Source organism: uncultured Roseovarius sp. (genome assembly GCF_913054395.1).
In the GTDB taxonomy this organism is placed as follows: domain Bacteria; phylum Pseudomonadota; class Alphaproteobacteria; order Rhodobacterales; family Rhodobacteraceae; genus Roseovarius.
Map to the genome: position 1 here is coordinate 1 of NZ_CAJXIP010000088.1, position 14,731 is coordinate 14,731.

Below are 14,731 nucleotides of genomic sequence, written 5' to 3' on the forward strand. Positions count from 1 at the left end.
GGCCAGCGCGCGCCATTACCAGGATAACATGCGCCGGTTTCGTGCCGGGCTAGCGGCGCTTTGAGCGCGATGCCGGAACAGGGGATCGCCTCGGTTCTGGCGGCGCTACCGTTGGCGGCTGTTGTTGTGGGCGAGGATGCGCGCATCCTTGGCGCCAACACGCGGGCCTCTGACCTTCTGGGGCGTGCAATTGTGGGGCGCCATTTCATGACCGCCCTGCGACAGCCCGAGGTGACGGATGCCATCGAGGCCACCCTGGCCGACCATCAGCCCCGCACAGCCACCTATCTGAGCAGTGATGCCGGGCGCGACAACAGTTATGCGATGAGCCTTGGATTTATCGACATGGCGTCCACGCGTGGCGTTCTGTTATGTTTCGAGGACACCTCGGAGAAAGAACAGGCCAGCCAGATGCGGCGCGATTTTGTGGCCAATGTCAGCCATGAGCTGCGCACGCCCCTGACCGCGCTGATGGGGTTTATCGAGACCCTGCAGGGGCCTGCGCGACGTGATGACAGCGCCATCGACCGCTTTCTTGGCATCATGCAGTCCGAGGCCGCCCGGATGGAACGCCTTGTGCGTGATCTTCTGTCGCTAAGCCGGGTCGAAAGCGAAGAACGGGTGCGCGTCAAGGATCCGGTCGATCTTGGCCGCATCATCGGCTCGGTTCTGCACACGCTGCGCCCCCTGGCCAAGGAACGCGACTGCGAGATCGCCTTTGAACCGCCCGAAGGCGTGCTGGTGCCCGGAAATTCCGACCAGTTGCAGCAGGTGTTCACCAACCTGATCGAGAATGCGATCAAATACGGCGGACGGGGCAACAAGATCACCATCACGCTTGACGCGGCCCCGCCCGAAACAAGCCTGCGGGTGCCTGCGGTGATCGCGCAGGTGCGTGATCAGGGGCCGGGCATTGATCCGCTTCATATTCCGCGCCTGACCGAACGATTCTACCGCGTCGATACGCATCGCTCGCGCGAGATGGGGGGCACCGGGCTTGGGCTTGCGATTGTGAAGCATATCGTCAACCGCCATCGCGGTCGGCTGCGAATCCAGTCGGTGCCGGGGCAGGGCAGTGAATTCAGCGTGGTTTTGCCGCGCTGGATCGCGCCGGAGTAAGTGCTTTTACAGCCTCCCCCGAACAAAAAACCGCCAAAACTGCACCTGTCATAAAACCGTTACGAAAGTGTAACAAAAGCGTTGTCGGAACATCCTAGCTAGCGGGCCAGAGGTCGCCAATACGGGCGCCCCGCACAACCGAAATCAGGAGCAATCCATGTCGCTTTTCAAACTCACCGTTTCCACCCTGGCGCTGTCCAGCCTTGCCGTTGGCGCGGCTCAGGCCCGTGACGAAATCCGCATCGTCGGCTCGTCCACCGTGTTCCCCTATACCCAGGCCGTTGCCGAGCAATTCGCCAATGTGACCGGCGCCCCCTCACCGATCGTCGAATCGACCGGCACCGGCGGCGGCATGAAGATTTTCTGCGCAGGCATCGGTGAAGCACATCCCGACCTGACCGGTGCCTCGCGCGCCATGAAGGCCTCGGAATACAAGCTGTGCCAGGAAAACGGCGTGACCGACATCACCGAGGCGATGATCGGCTATGACGGGTTGTCGATTGCTATCTCGCGCGATGCCGAGAACGACTGGGATCTGACGCTTGAACAGGTGTTCCTTGCGCTTGCCGCTGAAATCCCCACGGATGGTGGCTGGGTCGCCAACCCCAACAAGACCTGGGCGGATGTCGATGCAAGCCTGCCGGCCGTCGATATTCTTGCCTATGGCCCGCCGCCCACATCGGGCACACGCGACGCCTTTGTCGAACTGGCAATGCATGCCGGTTGTGAAGCAACCCCCTTCATGAAAGCCCTGAAAGAGACCGACAAGGCCGCGCATAAGGCGACCGTCAAGGAAAACTGTTCGCGGATGCGTCAGGACGGGCCGTTTGTTGAAGCAGGCGAGAACGACAACCTGATCGTGCAGCGCCTGAACGCAGACGAGCATGCAATGGGCATCTTTGGCTATTCGTTCCTTTATGAGAACCTTGATACGCTGAAGGCCGTCAAGATCGCCGGTGTAGAGCCGAGCGCCGAAACCATTGGCGACTTTTCCTACCCGATCTCGCGCCCGCTGTTCTTTTACACCAAGAACGCGCATCGCGGCGTGATCCCGAACTTTCAGGAGTTCATCGAAGAATACATGTCCGATGACGCGATGGAGCCGGGCGGCTATCTGAGCGAGCGTGGCATGGTTGCCCTGCCGGACGACCTGCGCGCCACGACGCAAGACGCCGTGATCGACGGCGAGAACATGGCGCCGAAAGAGTAAGCGCCAGGATGACCGCCGCCCGGCCATGTGTCGGGCGGCACCCCTTTTATTTCAAAACGCGAGAGTGCCATGACCACCGCTGCCTTCGCCTGCCTTATGGTTATCTCCCTGATCGGTTATATCTGGAACCGCCAGGCCGCCACCGCGATCCGTCAAGACGGGGCGCGGTTGCATTCATTGGTGGGCTTTCACGGCGCCTATTCGCTTTTGGTGGTGCTGGTTCCGGCGCTTGTGCTGATCCTCCTGTGGCTTTTGCTTCAGGGTCCGCTGATTGATGCGCTGTTGAAGTCCGGTATTCGCACAGAGCTGGACGGACTTGGCAGCGGCGAGGTGCAGCTTGTCGTCGCCGAGATCAAATCCATCGCCAGAGGCGTTGTGTTCGGCACGCCCGAGCCTTGGAAAATGGACGCGGCACAACGTTTGACCGACTTGCAGGCGCGCAGCGGACAGATGCTTCTGGTGCTGGTCGCGGCACTGTCGCTGGCGCTGGTGCTGTTCAGCCGCCGCAAGGTTACCGCAGAGTTCCGCGCCCGCCACGGGGTTGAGCGGATCATTTCGGGGCTGATGATCGGCTGTTCAATCGTGGCGATTTTCGTCACACTCGGGATTGTCGCCTCGCTGATGTTCGAAACCTCCAAGTTCTTCGCCAAGGTCTCGGTTATCGAATTCCTGTTCGGCACCAACTGGGAGCCGCAGATTCCCCTGCGTGAAGATCAGGTCGCCGCCGAGGGCGCTTTCGGCTGGTTGCCGGTGATGATTGGCACATTGGTGATCACGGTGATCGCATTGGTGATCGCGGTGCCAGTCGGGTTGATGTCGGCGATCTATCTCAATGAATTCGCGCCGCGCAGGTTCCGCGCTGTGGCCAAGCCGCTCCTGGAAATCCTCGCCGGGGTGCCGACAGTGGTTTACGGCTTTTTCGCCATCCTTGTGGTCGCCCCCGCGATCCGCACATTCGGCCAGTCGCTTGGGCTTGACGTGTCGCCCAATACCGCATTGGCGGCGGGCGGGGTGATGGGGATCATGCTTATCCCGTTCATCTCGTCGTTTGCCGATGATGCGCTTTCGGCAGTCCCGCAGAGTTTGCGCGACGGGGCGCTTGGGCTTGGGGCGACACGGGCCGAAATGATGACCAGCGTTCTGTTTCCGGCTGCCATTCCGGGCATTGTCGGCGGCGTTCTTCTGGCCGTGAGCCGGGCGATTGGCGAGACCATGATCGTGGTGATGGCCGCCGGGTTGATCGCCAAGATGACGTTGAACCCGCTTGACAGCGTGACCACCGTTACCGTTCAGATCGTGACCCTGCTGATTGGCGACACCTCGTTTGACAACCCCAAGACACTGGCCGCCTTTGCGCTTGGGATGATGCTTTTCATCGTCACGCTGATCATCAATATTTTCGCCCTGCGCATCGTGCGCAAGTACCGCGAAGCCTATGACTAAGGACACCGCGATGACCGATCTTTCGACCCATGGCACGCGCAGCCACCTCAAGCGGCGCAACCGCCATCAGATGATGGTGCAGGGCTTTGGCATGGCCGCCATCGGCTTTGCCGCGCTGATGCTGTTCATTCTTGTCTCCTCGCTGGTCAGCTCTGGCTACAAGGCCTTTACGCAGACCCATATCACCGTCGAGGTCTTTGTCGATCCCGCTGAAATCAAGCCAGAGCGCCTGCCGCGCGGGGGCTTTGACGATGTGCTTCTGGCCAGCCTCAAAGGCTATTTTCCCGATGTCAGCGGGCGGGCCGATGAAAAGGCGCTAGAGGGGATTTTCTCCAACGGTGCACAATTCACTCTGCGCGACCGGATCGTCGCCGATCCCGCCCTGATCGGTCAGACAATATCCGTGACGGTCCCCACCTCTGATCCCTACGATCAGCTTGCCAAGGGGCTGGTCAAACGCGACACCCCAGAGACACAGCGCCGCGTCAGCGACCGCGAAATCGACTGGTTCGACACGCTGGACAGGGCAGGCGCGATTTCGCAGCCCGTCAATTGGGGCCTGATCACCAATACCGATAGCCGCTTTCCAGAACTGGCCGGCCTCAAGGGCGCGCTGGTCGGCAGCTTCTGGGCGCTTCTGGTGTGTTTCGTGATCTCCTTCCCGCTTGGTATAGGTGCGGCGATCTATCTTGAGGAATTTGCCCCGCGTAACAAGCTGAGCGATCTCATCGAGGTCAATATCAACAACCTCGCGGCGGTGCCTTCAGTGGTGTTCGGCCTTCTTGCTCTGGCGGTGTTCATCGGCTGGTTCGGCCTGCCGCGCTCGGCACCGCTTGTCGGGGGGATGACCTTGGCACTCATGACGCTGCCGACGATCATCATCGCGACGCGCGCAGCCCTCAAGGCGGTGCCGCCCTCGATCCGCGAGGCCGCCCTTGGGGTGGGCGCGTCCAAGCATCAGGTGGTGTTCGGCCATGTCCTGCCGCTGGCGATGCCAGGCATCCTGACCGGCACCATCATCGGCCTTGCACAGGCGCTTGGTGAAACCGCACCGCTATTGCTGATCGGGATGAACGCCTTCATTACCTCGGCGCCTGATACGCCGCTGGATAGCGCGACCGCCTTGCCCACCCAAATCTTTATCTGGGCCGACAGCCCCGAACGGGGCTTTGTAAGCCGCACCTCCGCCGCAATTCTGGTGTTGCTGACCTTCCTCATCACCATGAACGCCATCGCCATTTATCTGCGCAGCAAGTTTGAGCGGAAATGGTAGAAAAGGACAGACCGATGTACGACCTGCCAACGCTGGAGAATAACGTGACCACCGAAACACTCAAATTTACCGCCCGCGACGTGCATGTGTACTATGGCGAGAGCGAAGCTATCAAAGGCGTTGATGTCGATATCCTCGACAATACCGTGACCGCGTTTATCGGCCCGTCGGGCTGTGGCAAGTCGACGTTCCTGCGCTGTCTCAACCGGATGAACGACACCATCCCGATCTGTCGCGTGACCGGCGATATCCGCCTCGATGGACAGGACATCTATGATCGCTCGATCGACCCGGTTCAGCTGCGTGCCAAGGTCGGGATGGTGTTTCAAAAGCCAAACCCCTTCCCCAAGTCGATCTATGACAACGTGGCCTATGGGCCGCGCATTCACGGGCTGGCCAACACGCGTGCCGACCTTGACGTGATCGTCGAGAAATCGTTGCGGCGGGCCGCGCTCTGGAACGAGGTCAAGGACCGGCTCGACACGCCCGGCACCGGCCTTTCGGGTGGCCAGCAACAGCGGCTCTGCATCGCGCGTGCCGTGGCGACGCAACCCGAGGTGCTGTTGATGGACGAACCGTGCTCGGCGCTTGATCCGATTGCCACCGCCCAGGTCGAAGAGCTTATCGACGAGCTGCGCCAGGATTACTCTGTCGTCATCGTCACCCACTCGATGCAACAGGCCGCCCGCGTCAGCCAGAAAACCGCGTTTTTCCATCTTGGCCATCTTGTCGAGTTTGGCGAGACCAGCCACATTTTCACCAACCCCTCTGATGAGCGCACCGAAAGCTACATCACCGGGCGCATCGGTTAAGGACGAAATCCATGTCAAACCAACACATTGCCTCGGCTTTTGATCGCGACCTTGAAACCATTCAGGCCCGGATCATGAAAATGGGCGGTCTGGTGGAGCGCGCCATCAGCGACGCCGCCCGCTCGCTTGAAACCCGCGACGAAGAGCTTGCCGAAGAGGTGCGCGGTCGCGACAAGGCGATCGACATCCTCGAAGAGGAAATCAACGAAGAGGCCGCCCGCGTGATCGCCTTGAGGGCGCCCACGGCGGGGGATCTGCGGCTTGTGCTGTCAGTCATCAAGATCTCGGCCAACCTTGAGCGGATCGGGGATTATGCCAAGAACATGGCCAAGCGGACCTCGATCCTGGCCCAGATGTCGCCGGTCAGCGGCTCGCCGGCGGCGCTGCGCCGGATGGCGCGCGAGGTCGAGGCGATGCTCAAGGATGTGCTTGATGCCTATATTCAGCGCGACGTCAATCTTGCCTACGAGGTGATTCAGCGCGATCAGGACGTGGATCAGATGTATAACGCGATCTTCCGCGAATTCCTGACCTTCATGATGGAAGACCCGCGCAAGATCACCGCCTGCATGCACCTGCATTTCATAGCCAAGAATACCGAGCGCATGGGCGATCACGTGACCTCTATAGCCGAGCAGGTGATCTATCTGGTCAGCGGCGAGATGCCCGAAGAACCGCGCCCCAAGGGCGATGAGACCTCGACCGACTCGTCGATTGCACCGACATCCTAATCACAGGAGCCCGCGTCATGGCCGCCGATCAGCCTACCGTTCTATTGGTCGAAGACGAACCCGCACAGCGCGAGGTTTTGAGTTATAACCTCGAGGCGGACGGGTTTCGCGTGCTTACCGCCAGCAACGGCGAAGAGGCGCTTTTGATCGTCGAAGAATCGCCGCCGGATATCATTGTGCTCGACTGGATGATGCCCAATGTGTCGGGCATCGAAGTGTGCCGCCGTCTCAAGACCCGTTCGGAAACCCGTGCCATTCCGATCATCATGCTTTCGGCCCGCTCGGAAGAGGTTGACCTTGTGCGCGGCCTTGAAACCGGTGCCGACGACTATATGGTCAAACCCTATTCGGTGGTCGAACTCCTGGCGCGGGTGCGCGCGCAGTTGCGCCGTACACGCCCCTCGACGGTCGGTGAGCGGCTTGAGTATCTCGATATCGTGCTCGACGCCGAAACCCACCGGGTGACGCGCGCCGACCAGCCGCTCAAGCTTGGGCCGACCGAATTCCGCCTGCTTTCGACTTTCATGGAAAAGCCGGGCCGGGTGTGGTCGCGCGATCAACTGCTGGATCGTGTCTGGGGGCGCGACATCTATGTCGATACCCGCACCGTTGACGTGCATATCGGGCGGCTGCGCAAGGCGCTCTGCCACTATGGCGGAGATGATCCGCTGCGCACGGTGCGCGGCGCGGGCTATGCGCTTGGCTAAGCGCACGGCTTACCGGGGCAGGGGGTCTTCGTCCTCGGCCTGACCGGCAAGCCAGTCGCGAAACTTCAACAAGGCCGGATCGCGCGCATTGCGCAGCGGCCAGACCAGATAATAGGCGCCGGGTGTCTGTGTCGGGCCACCCCAGGCGCAGACCAGCCGTCCGGTTGCCAGATCCTGTTCCGCCAGGTAATCCGGCAACAGCGCCACGCCAAGGCCATGCAATGCCGCCTGCGTGATGGTTGAGAATTGATCATAGATCGTCCCGGTCACCTGTCGCCCCGTCACCCCATGCGCCGCCAGCCACGCCGCCCAGGCCTGTGGCCGGGTTTCGATATGCAAAAGCGGCAGGCGCAGCATATCCGCCGCATTTGTCAGCGGCGCGCGGGCCGTCAGAAAATCCGGCGTGCAGACCGGCAAGACGGTTTCGGTCCGAAGCCGAAGGGATTGCGTTCCCGGCCAGTCGTCTTCGCCAAAATGTATTGCCGCATCAAATGGTTCTGTAGCAAAGTTAAATGGTTTGAGGCGGGTTGAAAGATTGATTGTCACCTCCGGATGCAACCGCGCGAAATCGGCCAGACGCGGCACCAGCCAGCGCATCCCAAAGGTCGGCAAAATCGCCAATGTCAGGCTTCCGCCGACCGGGTTGACGGTAAGTTTTAGCGAGGCCTGCGTGATCTGTTGCAAGGCGCCGCGTATTTTATCGGCATATTCGGCGGCCTCCGGCGTCAGGACAAGACTGCGCCCCTCGCGAATGACAAGCGTTACGCCAAGCTGATCTTCCAGCGTTTTCAATTGCCTGCTGACCGCACTTTGCGTTTGCGAAAGCTCTTGCGCCACCGAAGTTGCGCTTCCAAGCCGATCAAGCGCTTCAAGCGCGCGCAGCGAGGCAATTGACGGCAGGAAGCGGCGCGAGAGGCTCATACTTGCGATTTACTCATGGGTTTATGTGCAAATATCGTTATTATATCCGTTTTGACCAGTGTATTCTGCCTACAACCTGCAAAAAACTCATAAGGATGTCCCCATGAACGCCAAAACGCCGGTTCTGCGCGCCAAGGATGCACCAGACCTCAACAGCTTTGACTGGGCCGACCCGTTTCGCCTGGCGGATCAGTTAAGCGAAGAAGAGCGGATGATTGCCGAAAGTGCACGCACATTCGCCCAAGGCACCCTTCAGCCTCGCGTGATCGAGGCCTATCGCGAAGAGCGGGTCGATCCCGGCATCTTTCGCGAAATGGGCGATATGGGCCTGTTGGGCACGACCATCCCAGAGGAATACGGCGGCCTTGGTGCCAACTATGTCACCTATGGCCTTGTCGCGCGTGAAATCGAGCGTGTCGATTCGGGTTATCGCAGCATGATGAGCGTTCAATCCAGCCTTGTGATGTATCCGATCTATGCCTACGGCAGCGAAGAACAGCGGCGCAAGTACCTGCCGGGACTGGCAAAAGGCGAGCTGATCGGCTGTTTCGGCCTGACCGAACCCGATGCCGGATCGGACCCCGCGGGGATGAAGACCCGCGCCGAGAAAACCGACAACGGCTATCGCCTGACCGGGACCAAGATGTGGATTTCCAATAGCCCGATCGCCGATGTTTTCGTCGTTTGGGCGAAATCCGAGGCGCATGACGGCAAGATTCGCGGCTTTGTCCTTGAAAAGGGCATGAAGGGTCTGAGCGCGCCGAAAGTGGGTGGAAAGCTATCGTTGCGCGCCTCAGTCACCGGGGAAATCGTGATGGATGGCGTCGAGGTTGGCGAAGACGCTCTTTTGCCGAACGTTCAAGGGCTTAAAGGGCCTTTTGGATGTTTGAACCGGGCGCGCTATGGCATCGCCTGGGGCGTGATGGGCGCGGCGGAGTTCTGTTGGCAGGCGTCACGGCAATACGGGCTGGACCGGCGGCAATTCAACCGTCCACTGGCGCAGACCCAGCTTTTTCAGCTCAAACTGGCCAACATGCAGACCGAAATCACGCTTGGTCTCCAGGCCGCCCTGCGGGTCGGTCGCCTGATGGACGAAGCCAATGCCGCGCCCGAGATGATCTCGATGATCAAGCGCAACAATTGTGGCAAGGCCCTCGAAATCGCGCGCCACGCCCGCGACATGCATGGCGGCAACGGGATTTCCGAGGAGTTCCAGGTGATCCGGCATATGGTCAACCTTGAAACCGTGAACACCTATGAGGGCACGCATGATGTTCACGCCCTTATTCTCGGGCGTGCGCAAACCGGGTTGCAGGCGTTTTTCTGACACTGCAAAGTTGCCTCGAACATTTGCTACAGGGCTTGCATGGATCGCGCAGACATCGTTCACGAGAACTTCCTAAGGCGCGTTGGCGCGGGCGATCTGCCCGCGCTTTCGACGTTGACGGCGCAACAGGCCGGGCTTGACCACGCCGCATTGTTGGCCTTGTTTCACGCTCAGGTCATCAGCCGTCAACTTGACCGCGTCGCGCGCCAGCTTCAGGCGCAGGGGCAGGGGTTTTACACCATCGGTTCCAGCGGGCACGAGGGGGTTGCGGCTGTGGCACGTGCGCTGCGCCCCACTGATCCGGCGTTTCTGCATTACCGCGACGGCGCGTTTCAGATCGCGCGTGCGCAACAGGTGCCGGGGCAGGATCCGATCTGGGATATGCTGCTTAGCTTTACCGCCTCGGCCGAAGATCCGATCAGTGGCGGGCGGCACAAGGTTCTCGGCAGCAAGGCCCTGAATATTCCGCCGCAAACCTCGACCATCGCCAGCCATCTGCCCAAGGCGGTCGGTGCGGCCTATTCCATCGGCCTGATGCGACGCTCACCACCGCCTGCACCGGAATACGCGCCCGATGCGATTGCTTTCTGTAGCTTCGGCGACGCCTCGATGAACCATTCCACGGCGCAAGGGGCGCTAAACTGTGCCGGTTGGACAAGCTGGAAAGGTGCCCCCTTACCTTTGCTTTTTCTGTGCGAAGACAACGGGATAGGGATTTCTGTTAAATCACCTGATGGTTGGGTTTCGGCAGTGCTTCAATCGCGGCCCGGTCTGCGGTATTTTACCTGCAACGGGCTTGATCCGGTCGAGACATATGCCACGGCGCGCGAGGCCGCGGATTGGGTGCGGCGGATGCGCAAACCGGCAATCCTGCATATGTCCTGCGTGCGCCTTTATGGCCATGCCGGCCCGGATGTCGAGGCGGCCTATCGCCCCATGGCCGAGATTGAGGCCAACGAGGCTCATGATCCGCTGCTCTACACGGCGGCGCGTCTCATCGCCGAAGGCGCGGCTACGAAATCCGAGATACTTGATATATATCATGATGTTTTCACGGAAACTTCATCCAAATCAAAAGACGCCGTAACGCGGCCCAAGCTCAAAACTGCGGCGGATGTCATGGCCTCGATTGTCCCGCCCCGGCGCAACGCCCCGCGCGTGAACGGCCCCGCCCCCGAGGCACGCGCCGCGTGTTTCGGGGCGTCGGATATGCGCGCCCTCGAGTCGCCACAGCCGATGAACAAGCTGATCAATCTCGGCCTGAGCGACCTTATGCTGGAGCACCCTGAAATCATCATGGCGGGCGAGGATATTGGCCGCAAGGGTGGGGTTTACGGCATCACCAAGGGTCTTCAGGCACGGTTCGGCGCGCACCGGATGATTGATAGCCTGCTTGATGAGCAAAGTATTCTGGGCCTGTCTCTCGGACTGGCGCAGAACGGCTATATCCCGATGCCGGAGATACAGTTTCTGGCCTATCTGCACAACGCCGAGGATCAGTTACGCGGCGAAGCGGCGACGTTGCCGTTTTTCTCGAACGGTCAGTTCAGCAACCCGATGGTGCTTCGGATTGCCGGACTTGGCTATCAGAAAGGCTTTGGCGGACATTTTCACAACGATAATTCTCTGGCCGTTCTGCGCGATATACCTGGGATTATTATTGGTTGTCCTTCAAATGGTTGCGATGCTGTGCTCATGTTCAGAGAGGCGGTCCGTCTGGCGCGTGAAGAGGGCCGTGTCGTGGTCATGGTCGAGCCGATTGCGCTTTACCCGATGCGCGATCTGCACGAGGCGGGCGATGGCGGTTGGATGCACCGCTATCCGGGGCCGGAGGCAAGCGCGCCTTTGGGGCAAGTCGGCGTTACCGGCACCGGCACCGATCTGGCGATCGTGACCTATGGCAACGGCTGTTATCTGAGCCATCAGGCGATGGCCGAACTGGGCGAGGGGGTGCGGGTGGTCGATCTCCGCTGGCTTGCGCCCTTGCCCGAAGACGCGCTGATCAAGGCGGTTGAGGGGTGTGATCGCATTCTGATTGTCGATGAATGTCGCCACACCGGCGGGCAGGCCGAGGCGCTTGCCGCGCTCTTCGCCGAACGTCTGAACCTGCCGGTCGCCCGCGAGGTGGCGCAGGACAGCTTTATCGCGACCGGCCCGGCCTATGGCGTCACGATGCCGTCAAGGGCGTCGATCATCGCCGCCGCAGAGCGATTGTTGCGCGGATGAGCGGGCTTGGAAACCTGTGGCACGAAAGTGCCGTTGAAACCTTTCAGGGACCCGGATTTCAAGGCGAACTTGGCGTCGATCTGATTGTGATCGGCGGCGGGTTTACCGGGCTTTCGGCCGCGCTTGCGGCCGCCGGGCAGGGGGCCGAGGTTGCCGTACTGGAGGCCAACCACATCGGTCACGGCGGGTCGGGGCGTAATGTGGGGCTGGTCAATGCCGGTCTCTGGCTTCCGCCCGATGATGTGTGCAAGGCGCTTGGCGATGGGCCCGGTGAGCATCTCAACAGGGTTCTGGCCAAGGCCCCGGATCTCGTATTCGATCTGATCGCGCGGCATGACATCGCCTGCGAGCCCAAGCGCGCAGGCACCCTGCATCTGGCGCATGCGCAATCGGGCGAAGGCCAGCTTCAGTCGCGCCTTGCACAGTTGCAGGCGCGCGGCGCGCCGGTGCAATATCTGTCCGCCGTCGAGGTTGCCGCGCGCACCGCGAGCGCGGCTTTTGGCGGGGCGATCCATGACGCGCGCGCGGGCACGATCCAGCCTTTGTCCTATGCACGAGGTCTGGCGCGGGCGGCAAGCGAGCAGGGCGCGCGGATCTACGAAAACAGTCCCGTCACTGGCGCCGAGCGGCGCAGCGGTCAGTGGGTGGTGACGAGCCGCTCGGGCAAGATCAGGGCACGCCGCCTTTTGGTGGCGACCAATGCCTATCATCAGCAGGTATCGCATGTGACTTTGCCGGACATCCCGGTGGTGCAGTATTTCCAACTGGCCACCACGCCGCTTGGCGACAATCTTGCCGGGCCCATTCTGGCGGGCGGCGAGGGCGCCTGGGATACCGGGCTGATCATGACCTCGATCCGCCGGGACGAGGCGGGGCGTGTGATCATCGGTGGCATGGGCGGCGACGCGGCCATCCATGCCAATTGGGCAGAGCGCAAGCTGGCCCGGCTGTACCCGCAACTGGCGGGGGCAAAGATCGAACACGCCTGGAGCGGCAAGATTGCGATGACCCAGGATCACCTGCCACGCATATTGCGACTTGGCCCCGCGGGATTGGCCGTGTTCGGCTATTCGGGACGCGGCATCGGCCCCGGCACGGCGTTTGGCCGCGCGGCGGCACTGGCCTTGCTTGGCGAGGATGAAAGCGGCCTGCCGGTGCCGGCGATTGACGGCTATAGCGAAAGGTTCTGCACCCTCAAATCGCTGTTTTACGAGACCGGGGCGCGGCTGGTGCATCTCGCGGCGGCGCGTAGCTAGGCATTGGCGCACAGTCACTGTTTGTTGACCCATTAGGCATTGTGCCGGGGCAAATTGGGTATATCTGCACCGCTCGAAGTAGCGCCCGGAGCAGAGCATGGCCCATCACGACATCAGAGCAAGTTTCACCCAAGGCAGCCTGTTGCGGCATGTCTCGGTCATGTCGTTCACTTCGAGCATCGGCCTGATGGCGATTTTTGCGGTCGATCTTCTGGATATCGTGTTCATCTCGATGCTGGGACGCGACGAACTTGCGGCGGCGGCGGGTTATGCCAGCACAGTGATGTTCTTTGCCAGCGCCGTGAACATCGGCCTGTCGATCGCCGCTGGTGCGCTTGTGGCAAAGGCCATGGGGGCCGACAATGAAGTCGATGCACGCGAATACGCCACCAGCGTGGCGGTTCTGTCGGTTCTGGTGGGGATCATCCTGCCGATACTGGCGCTGCCGAATATCGAATTCCTGCTGGGTCTGATCGGGGCCACTGGCGCAGTCGCCGATCTGGCCAGGAATTATCTCTGGATCATCCTGCCGACCACGATGGTCTCGGGCCTGGCGATGGTCGCAGTTGCGGTTTTGCGGTCATACGGCGATGCGCGCGGGGCAATGTATCCGGCGCTTTTGGGCGGCGGGGTCAATGCCGTGCTCGATCCACTCTTGATCTTCACCCTTGGCATGGGCCTGAACGGCGCAGCATTTGCCACAGTGGCGGCGCGTCTCGCGACCATGGTGATGGCCATGGGGCTTGCGGTCCTGCGCTATCAGGCCTTTGCGGTGCCACGCCCGCAGTGCGTTGCCCGTGATTTCCGCGAGGCCGCCGAAATCGCCGTGCCAGCGGTTCTTGGCACCGTCGCCACGCCGGTGGGCGCGGCGATCGTCACGCGGGAAATGGCCAAATACGGGCATGACGCCGTGGCCGGCATGGCAGTGATCAACCGAATGGTACCGGTCGTGTTTTCCGTCGTTCTGGCGCTGTCGGGCGCAATCGGGCCGATCTTTGGGCAGAATTTCGGGGCAGGGCGTCTTGATCGGGTTGAACAGACCTTCTTTGAAGGCTTGAGATTCCTCGCGATCTACGTGCTGGTGATGTCGGCGCTCTTGTTCGTGCTGCGCGCGCCGATTGCCGGGCTGTTCGATGCCAACGACATGATGCGCTCGTTGCTATATCTCTATTGCGGGCCGCTGGCGCTTGCGTCGTTTTTCAACGGGGCGATTTTCGTCGCGAACGCGTCGTTCAACAATCTTGGGCATCCGGGATATTCGACGGGCGTCAACTGGGCGCGCCAGACTGTTGGCACCTTGCCATTTGCACTGGCCTTCGGGGCGATTTGGGGGGCGCATGGGGTGTTGATCGGCCAGGCCGTCGGTGGCGCCGTATTTGCCGCCGTTGCGATATGGCTTGGCCTCAGGGTGATCCAGGCGCCGTGTCGTGATCCGCTGAAGGGGCAGTTTACCTGTCCGGATATGCGCATGCAGGTGGTTTCGAACCGATCCTACAGGTAGCGCATTGGCTAGCGTAAATAACGCATAATCATGATTATGTTAATATATTGCGAGTGAACAGTCCGGATCAACTTTTCGATCCAAACTATTATCATTATTTTTCCGTATATTATGCCACATACCTCATGTGTCCCTCGATCGTCGGCCCCCAGTGATCACCTCAACCTTGCGCAAACCATGCCGTTGGCATAAGTCACAGCGGCAC

Annotated in this window: 12 protein-coding genes; 11 read left to right on the plus strand and 1 reads right to left on the minus strand. The window is 60.9% G+C overall.

All coding sequences use genetic code 11. From position 1 onward, the window contains the following. Positions 1-69: 69 nt before the first annotated feature. From QZ522_RS12540 to phoB, 7 genes are all read left to right on the plus strand, one after another. Positions 70-1,119: an ATP-binding protein gene (locus QZ522_RS12540; RefSeq protein ID WP_294611966.1), complete on the plus strand. Its 1,050-nt coding sequence runs from the start codon at positions 70-72 to the stop codon at positions 1,117-1,119. Between the two features lie 157 nt (positions 1,120-1,276). Further along, positions 1,277-2,329 carry a substrate-binding domain-containing protein gene (locus tag QZ522_RS12545; RefSeq protein WP_294611943.1) on the plus strand — a complete coding sequence of 351 codons (1,053 nt, stop codon included), beginning with the start codon at positions 1,277-1,279 and terminating at the stop codon, positions 2,327-2,329. A 69-nt stretch (positions 2,330-2,398) separates the two neighbouring features. After that, entirely contained in the window at positions 2,399-3,772 is a 1,374-nt protein-coding gene (pstC, locus tag QZ522_RS12550) for a phosphate ABC transporter permease subunit PstC (RefSeq protein WP_294611945.1), read from the plus strand. A gap of 10 nt (positions 3,773-3,782) precedes the next feature. Next, positions 3,783-5,045, plus strand: coding sequence for a phosphate ABC transporter permease PstA (pstA, locus tag QZ522_RS12555; RefSeq protein WP_294611946.1), 1,263 nt, complete (start codon positions 3,783-3,785; stop codon positions 5,043-5,045). A gap of 14 nt (positions 5,046-5,059) precedes the next feature. Beyond that, positions 5,060-5,857: a phosphate ABC transporter ATP-binding protein PstB gene (gene pstB / locus QZ522_RS12560; protein ID WP_294611948.1), complete on the plus strand. Its 798-nt coding sequence runs from the start codon at positions 5,060-5,062 to the stop codon at positions 5,855-5,857. Positions 5,858-5,868: 11 nt separating this feature from the next. Then, positions 5,869-6,588, plus strand: coding sequence for a phosphate signaling complex protein PhoU (gene phoU / locus QZ522_RS12565; RefSeq protein WP_294611951.1), 720 nt, complete (start codon positions 5,869-5,871; stop codon positions 6,586-6,588). 17 nt (positions 6,589-6,605) lie between these two features. Then, positions 6,606-7,295: a phosphate regulon transcriptional regulator PhoB gene (gene phoB / locus QZ522_RS12570; RefSeq protein WP_294611953.1), complete on the plus strand. Its 690-nt coding sequence runs from the start codon at positions 6,606-6,608 to the stop codon at positions 7,293-7,295. Between the two features lie 9 nt (positions 7,296-7,304). Here the strand turns inward: phoB and QZ522_RS12575 are convergent, their stop codons facing one another. Next, positions 7,305-8,216, minus strand: a complete 912-nt coding sequence (locus QZ522_RS12575) for a LysR substrate-binding domain-containing protein (RefSeq protein ID WP_294611955.1) — start codon at positions 8,214-8,216, stop codon at positions 7,305-7,307. Positions 8,217-8,319: 103 nt separating this feature from the next. Between QZ522_RS12575 and QZ522_RS12580 the strand changes: the two genes are divergently transcribed. The 4 genes from QZ522_RS12580 (at position 8,320) to QZ522_RS12595 (ending at position 14,526) form a co-directional block, all read left to right on the plus strand. Next, on the plus strand, positions 8,320-9,543 hold the full coding sequence (locus tag QZ522_RS12580; RefSeq protein WP_294611958.1) for an acyl-CoA dehydrogenase: 1,224 nt from the start codon (positions 8,320-8,322) through the stop codon (positions 9,541-9,543). A 39-nt stretch (positions 9,544-9,582) separates the two neighbouring features. Next, the gene (locus QZ522_RS12585) at positions 9,583-11,769 is read left to right on the plus strand and encodes a thiamine pyrophosphate-dependent enzyme (protein WP_294611960.1); all 2,187 of its coding nucleotides are present in this window, start codon (positions 9,583-9,585) and stop codon (positions 11,767-11,769) included. Continuing rightward, the gene (locus QZ522_RS12590; protein WP_294611962.1) at positions 11,766-13,025 is read left to right on the plus strand and encodes an FAD-dependent oxidoreductase; all 1,260 of its coding nucleotides are present in this window, start codon (positions 11,766-11,768) and stop codon (positions 13,023-13,025) included. The genes QZ522_RS12585 and QZ522_RS12590 overlap by 4 nt, the downstream gene beginning before the upstream one ends. A 97-nt stretch (positions 13,026-13,122) precedes the next feature. Next, positions 13,123-14,526 carry an MATE family efflux transporter gene (locus tag QZ522_RS12595; RefSeq protein WP_294611964.1) on the plus strand — a complete coding sequence of 468 codons (1,404 nt, stop codon included), beginning with the start codon at positions 13,123-13,125 and terminating at the stop codon, positions 14,524-14,526. The last annotated feature ends 205 nt before the right edge of the window (positions 14,527-14,731 follow it).

Bases quoted from the DNA above. Each gene is read 5' to 3' on its own strand.
- QZ522_RS12545 (WP_294611943.1), top strand. From the start codon at position 1,277: ATGTCGCTTTTCAAACTCACCGTTTCCACCCTGGCGCTGTCCAGCCTT.
- QZ522_RS12580 (WP_294611958.1), top strand. From the start codon at position 8,320: ATGAACGCCAAAACGCCGGTTCTGCGCGCCAAGGATGCACCAGACCTC.
- QZ522_RS12575 (WP_294611955.1), bottom strand. From the start codon at position 8,216: ATGAGCCTCTCGCGCCGCTTCCTGCCGTCAATTGCCTCGCTGCGCGCG.
- QZ522_RS12590 (WP_294611962.1), top strand. From the start codon at position 11,766: ATGAGCGGGCTTGGAAACCTGTGGCACGAAAGTGCCGTTGAAACCTTT.
- pstC (WP_294611945.1), top strand. From the start codon at position 2,399: ATGACCACCGCTGCCTTCGCCTGCCTTATGGTTATCTCCCTGATCGGT.
- pstB (WP_294611948.1), top strand. From the start codon at position 5,060: ATGTACGACCTGCCAACGCTGGAGAATAACGTGACCACCGAAACACTC.
- QZ522_RS12595 (WP_294611964.1), top strand. From the start codon at position 13,123: ATGGCCCATCACGACATCAGAGCAAGTTTCACCCAAGGCAGCCTGTTG.
- phoU (WP_294611951.1), top strand. From the start codon at position 5,869: ATGTCAAACCAACACATTGCCTCGGCTTTTGATCGCGACCTTGAAACC.
- QZ522_RS12585 (WP_294611960.1), top strand. From the start codon at position 9,583: ATGGATCGCGCAGACATCGTTCACGAGAACTTCCTAAGGCGCGTTGGC.
- QZ522_RS12540 (WP_294611966.1), top strand. From the start codon at position 70: ATGCCGGAACAGGGGATCGCCTCGGTTCTGGCGGCGCTACCGTTGGCG.
- pstA (WP_294611946.1), top strand. From the start codon at position 3,783: ATGACCGATCTTTCGACCCATGGCACGCGCAGCCACCTCAAGCGGCGC.
- phoB (WP_294611953.1), top strand. From the start codon at position 6,606: ATGGCCGCCGATCAGCCTACCGTTCTATTGGTCGAAGACGAACCCGCA.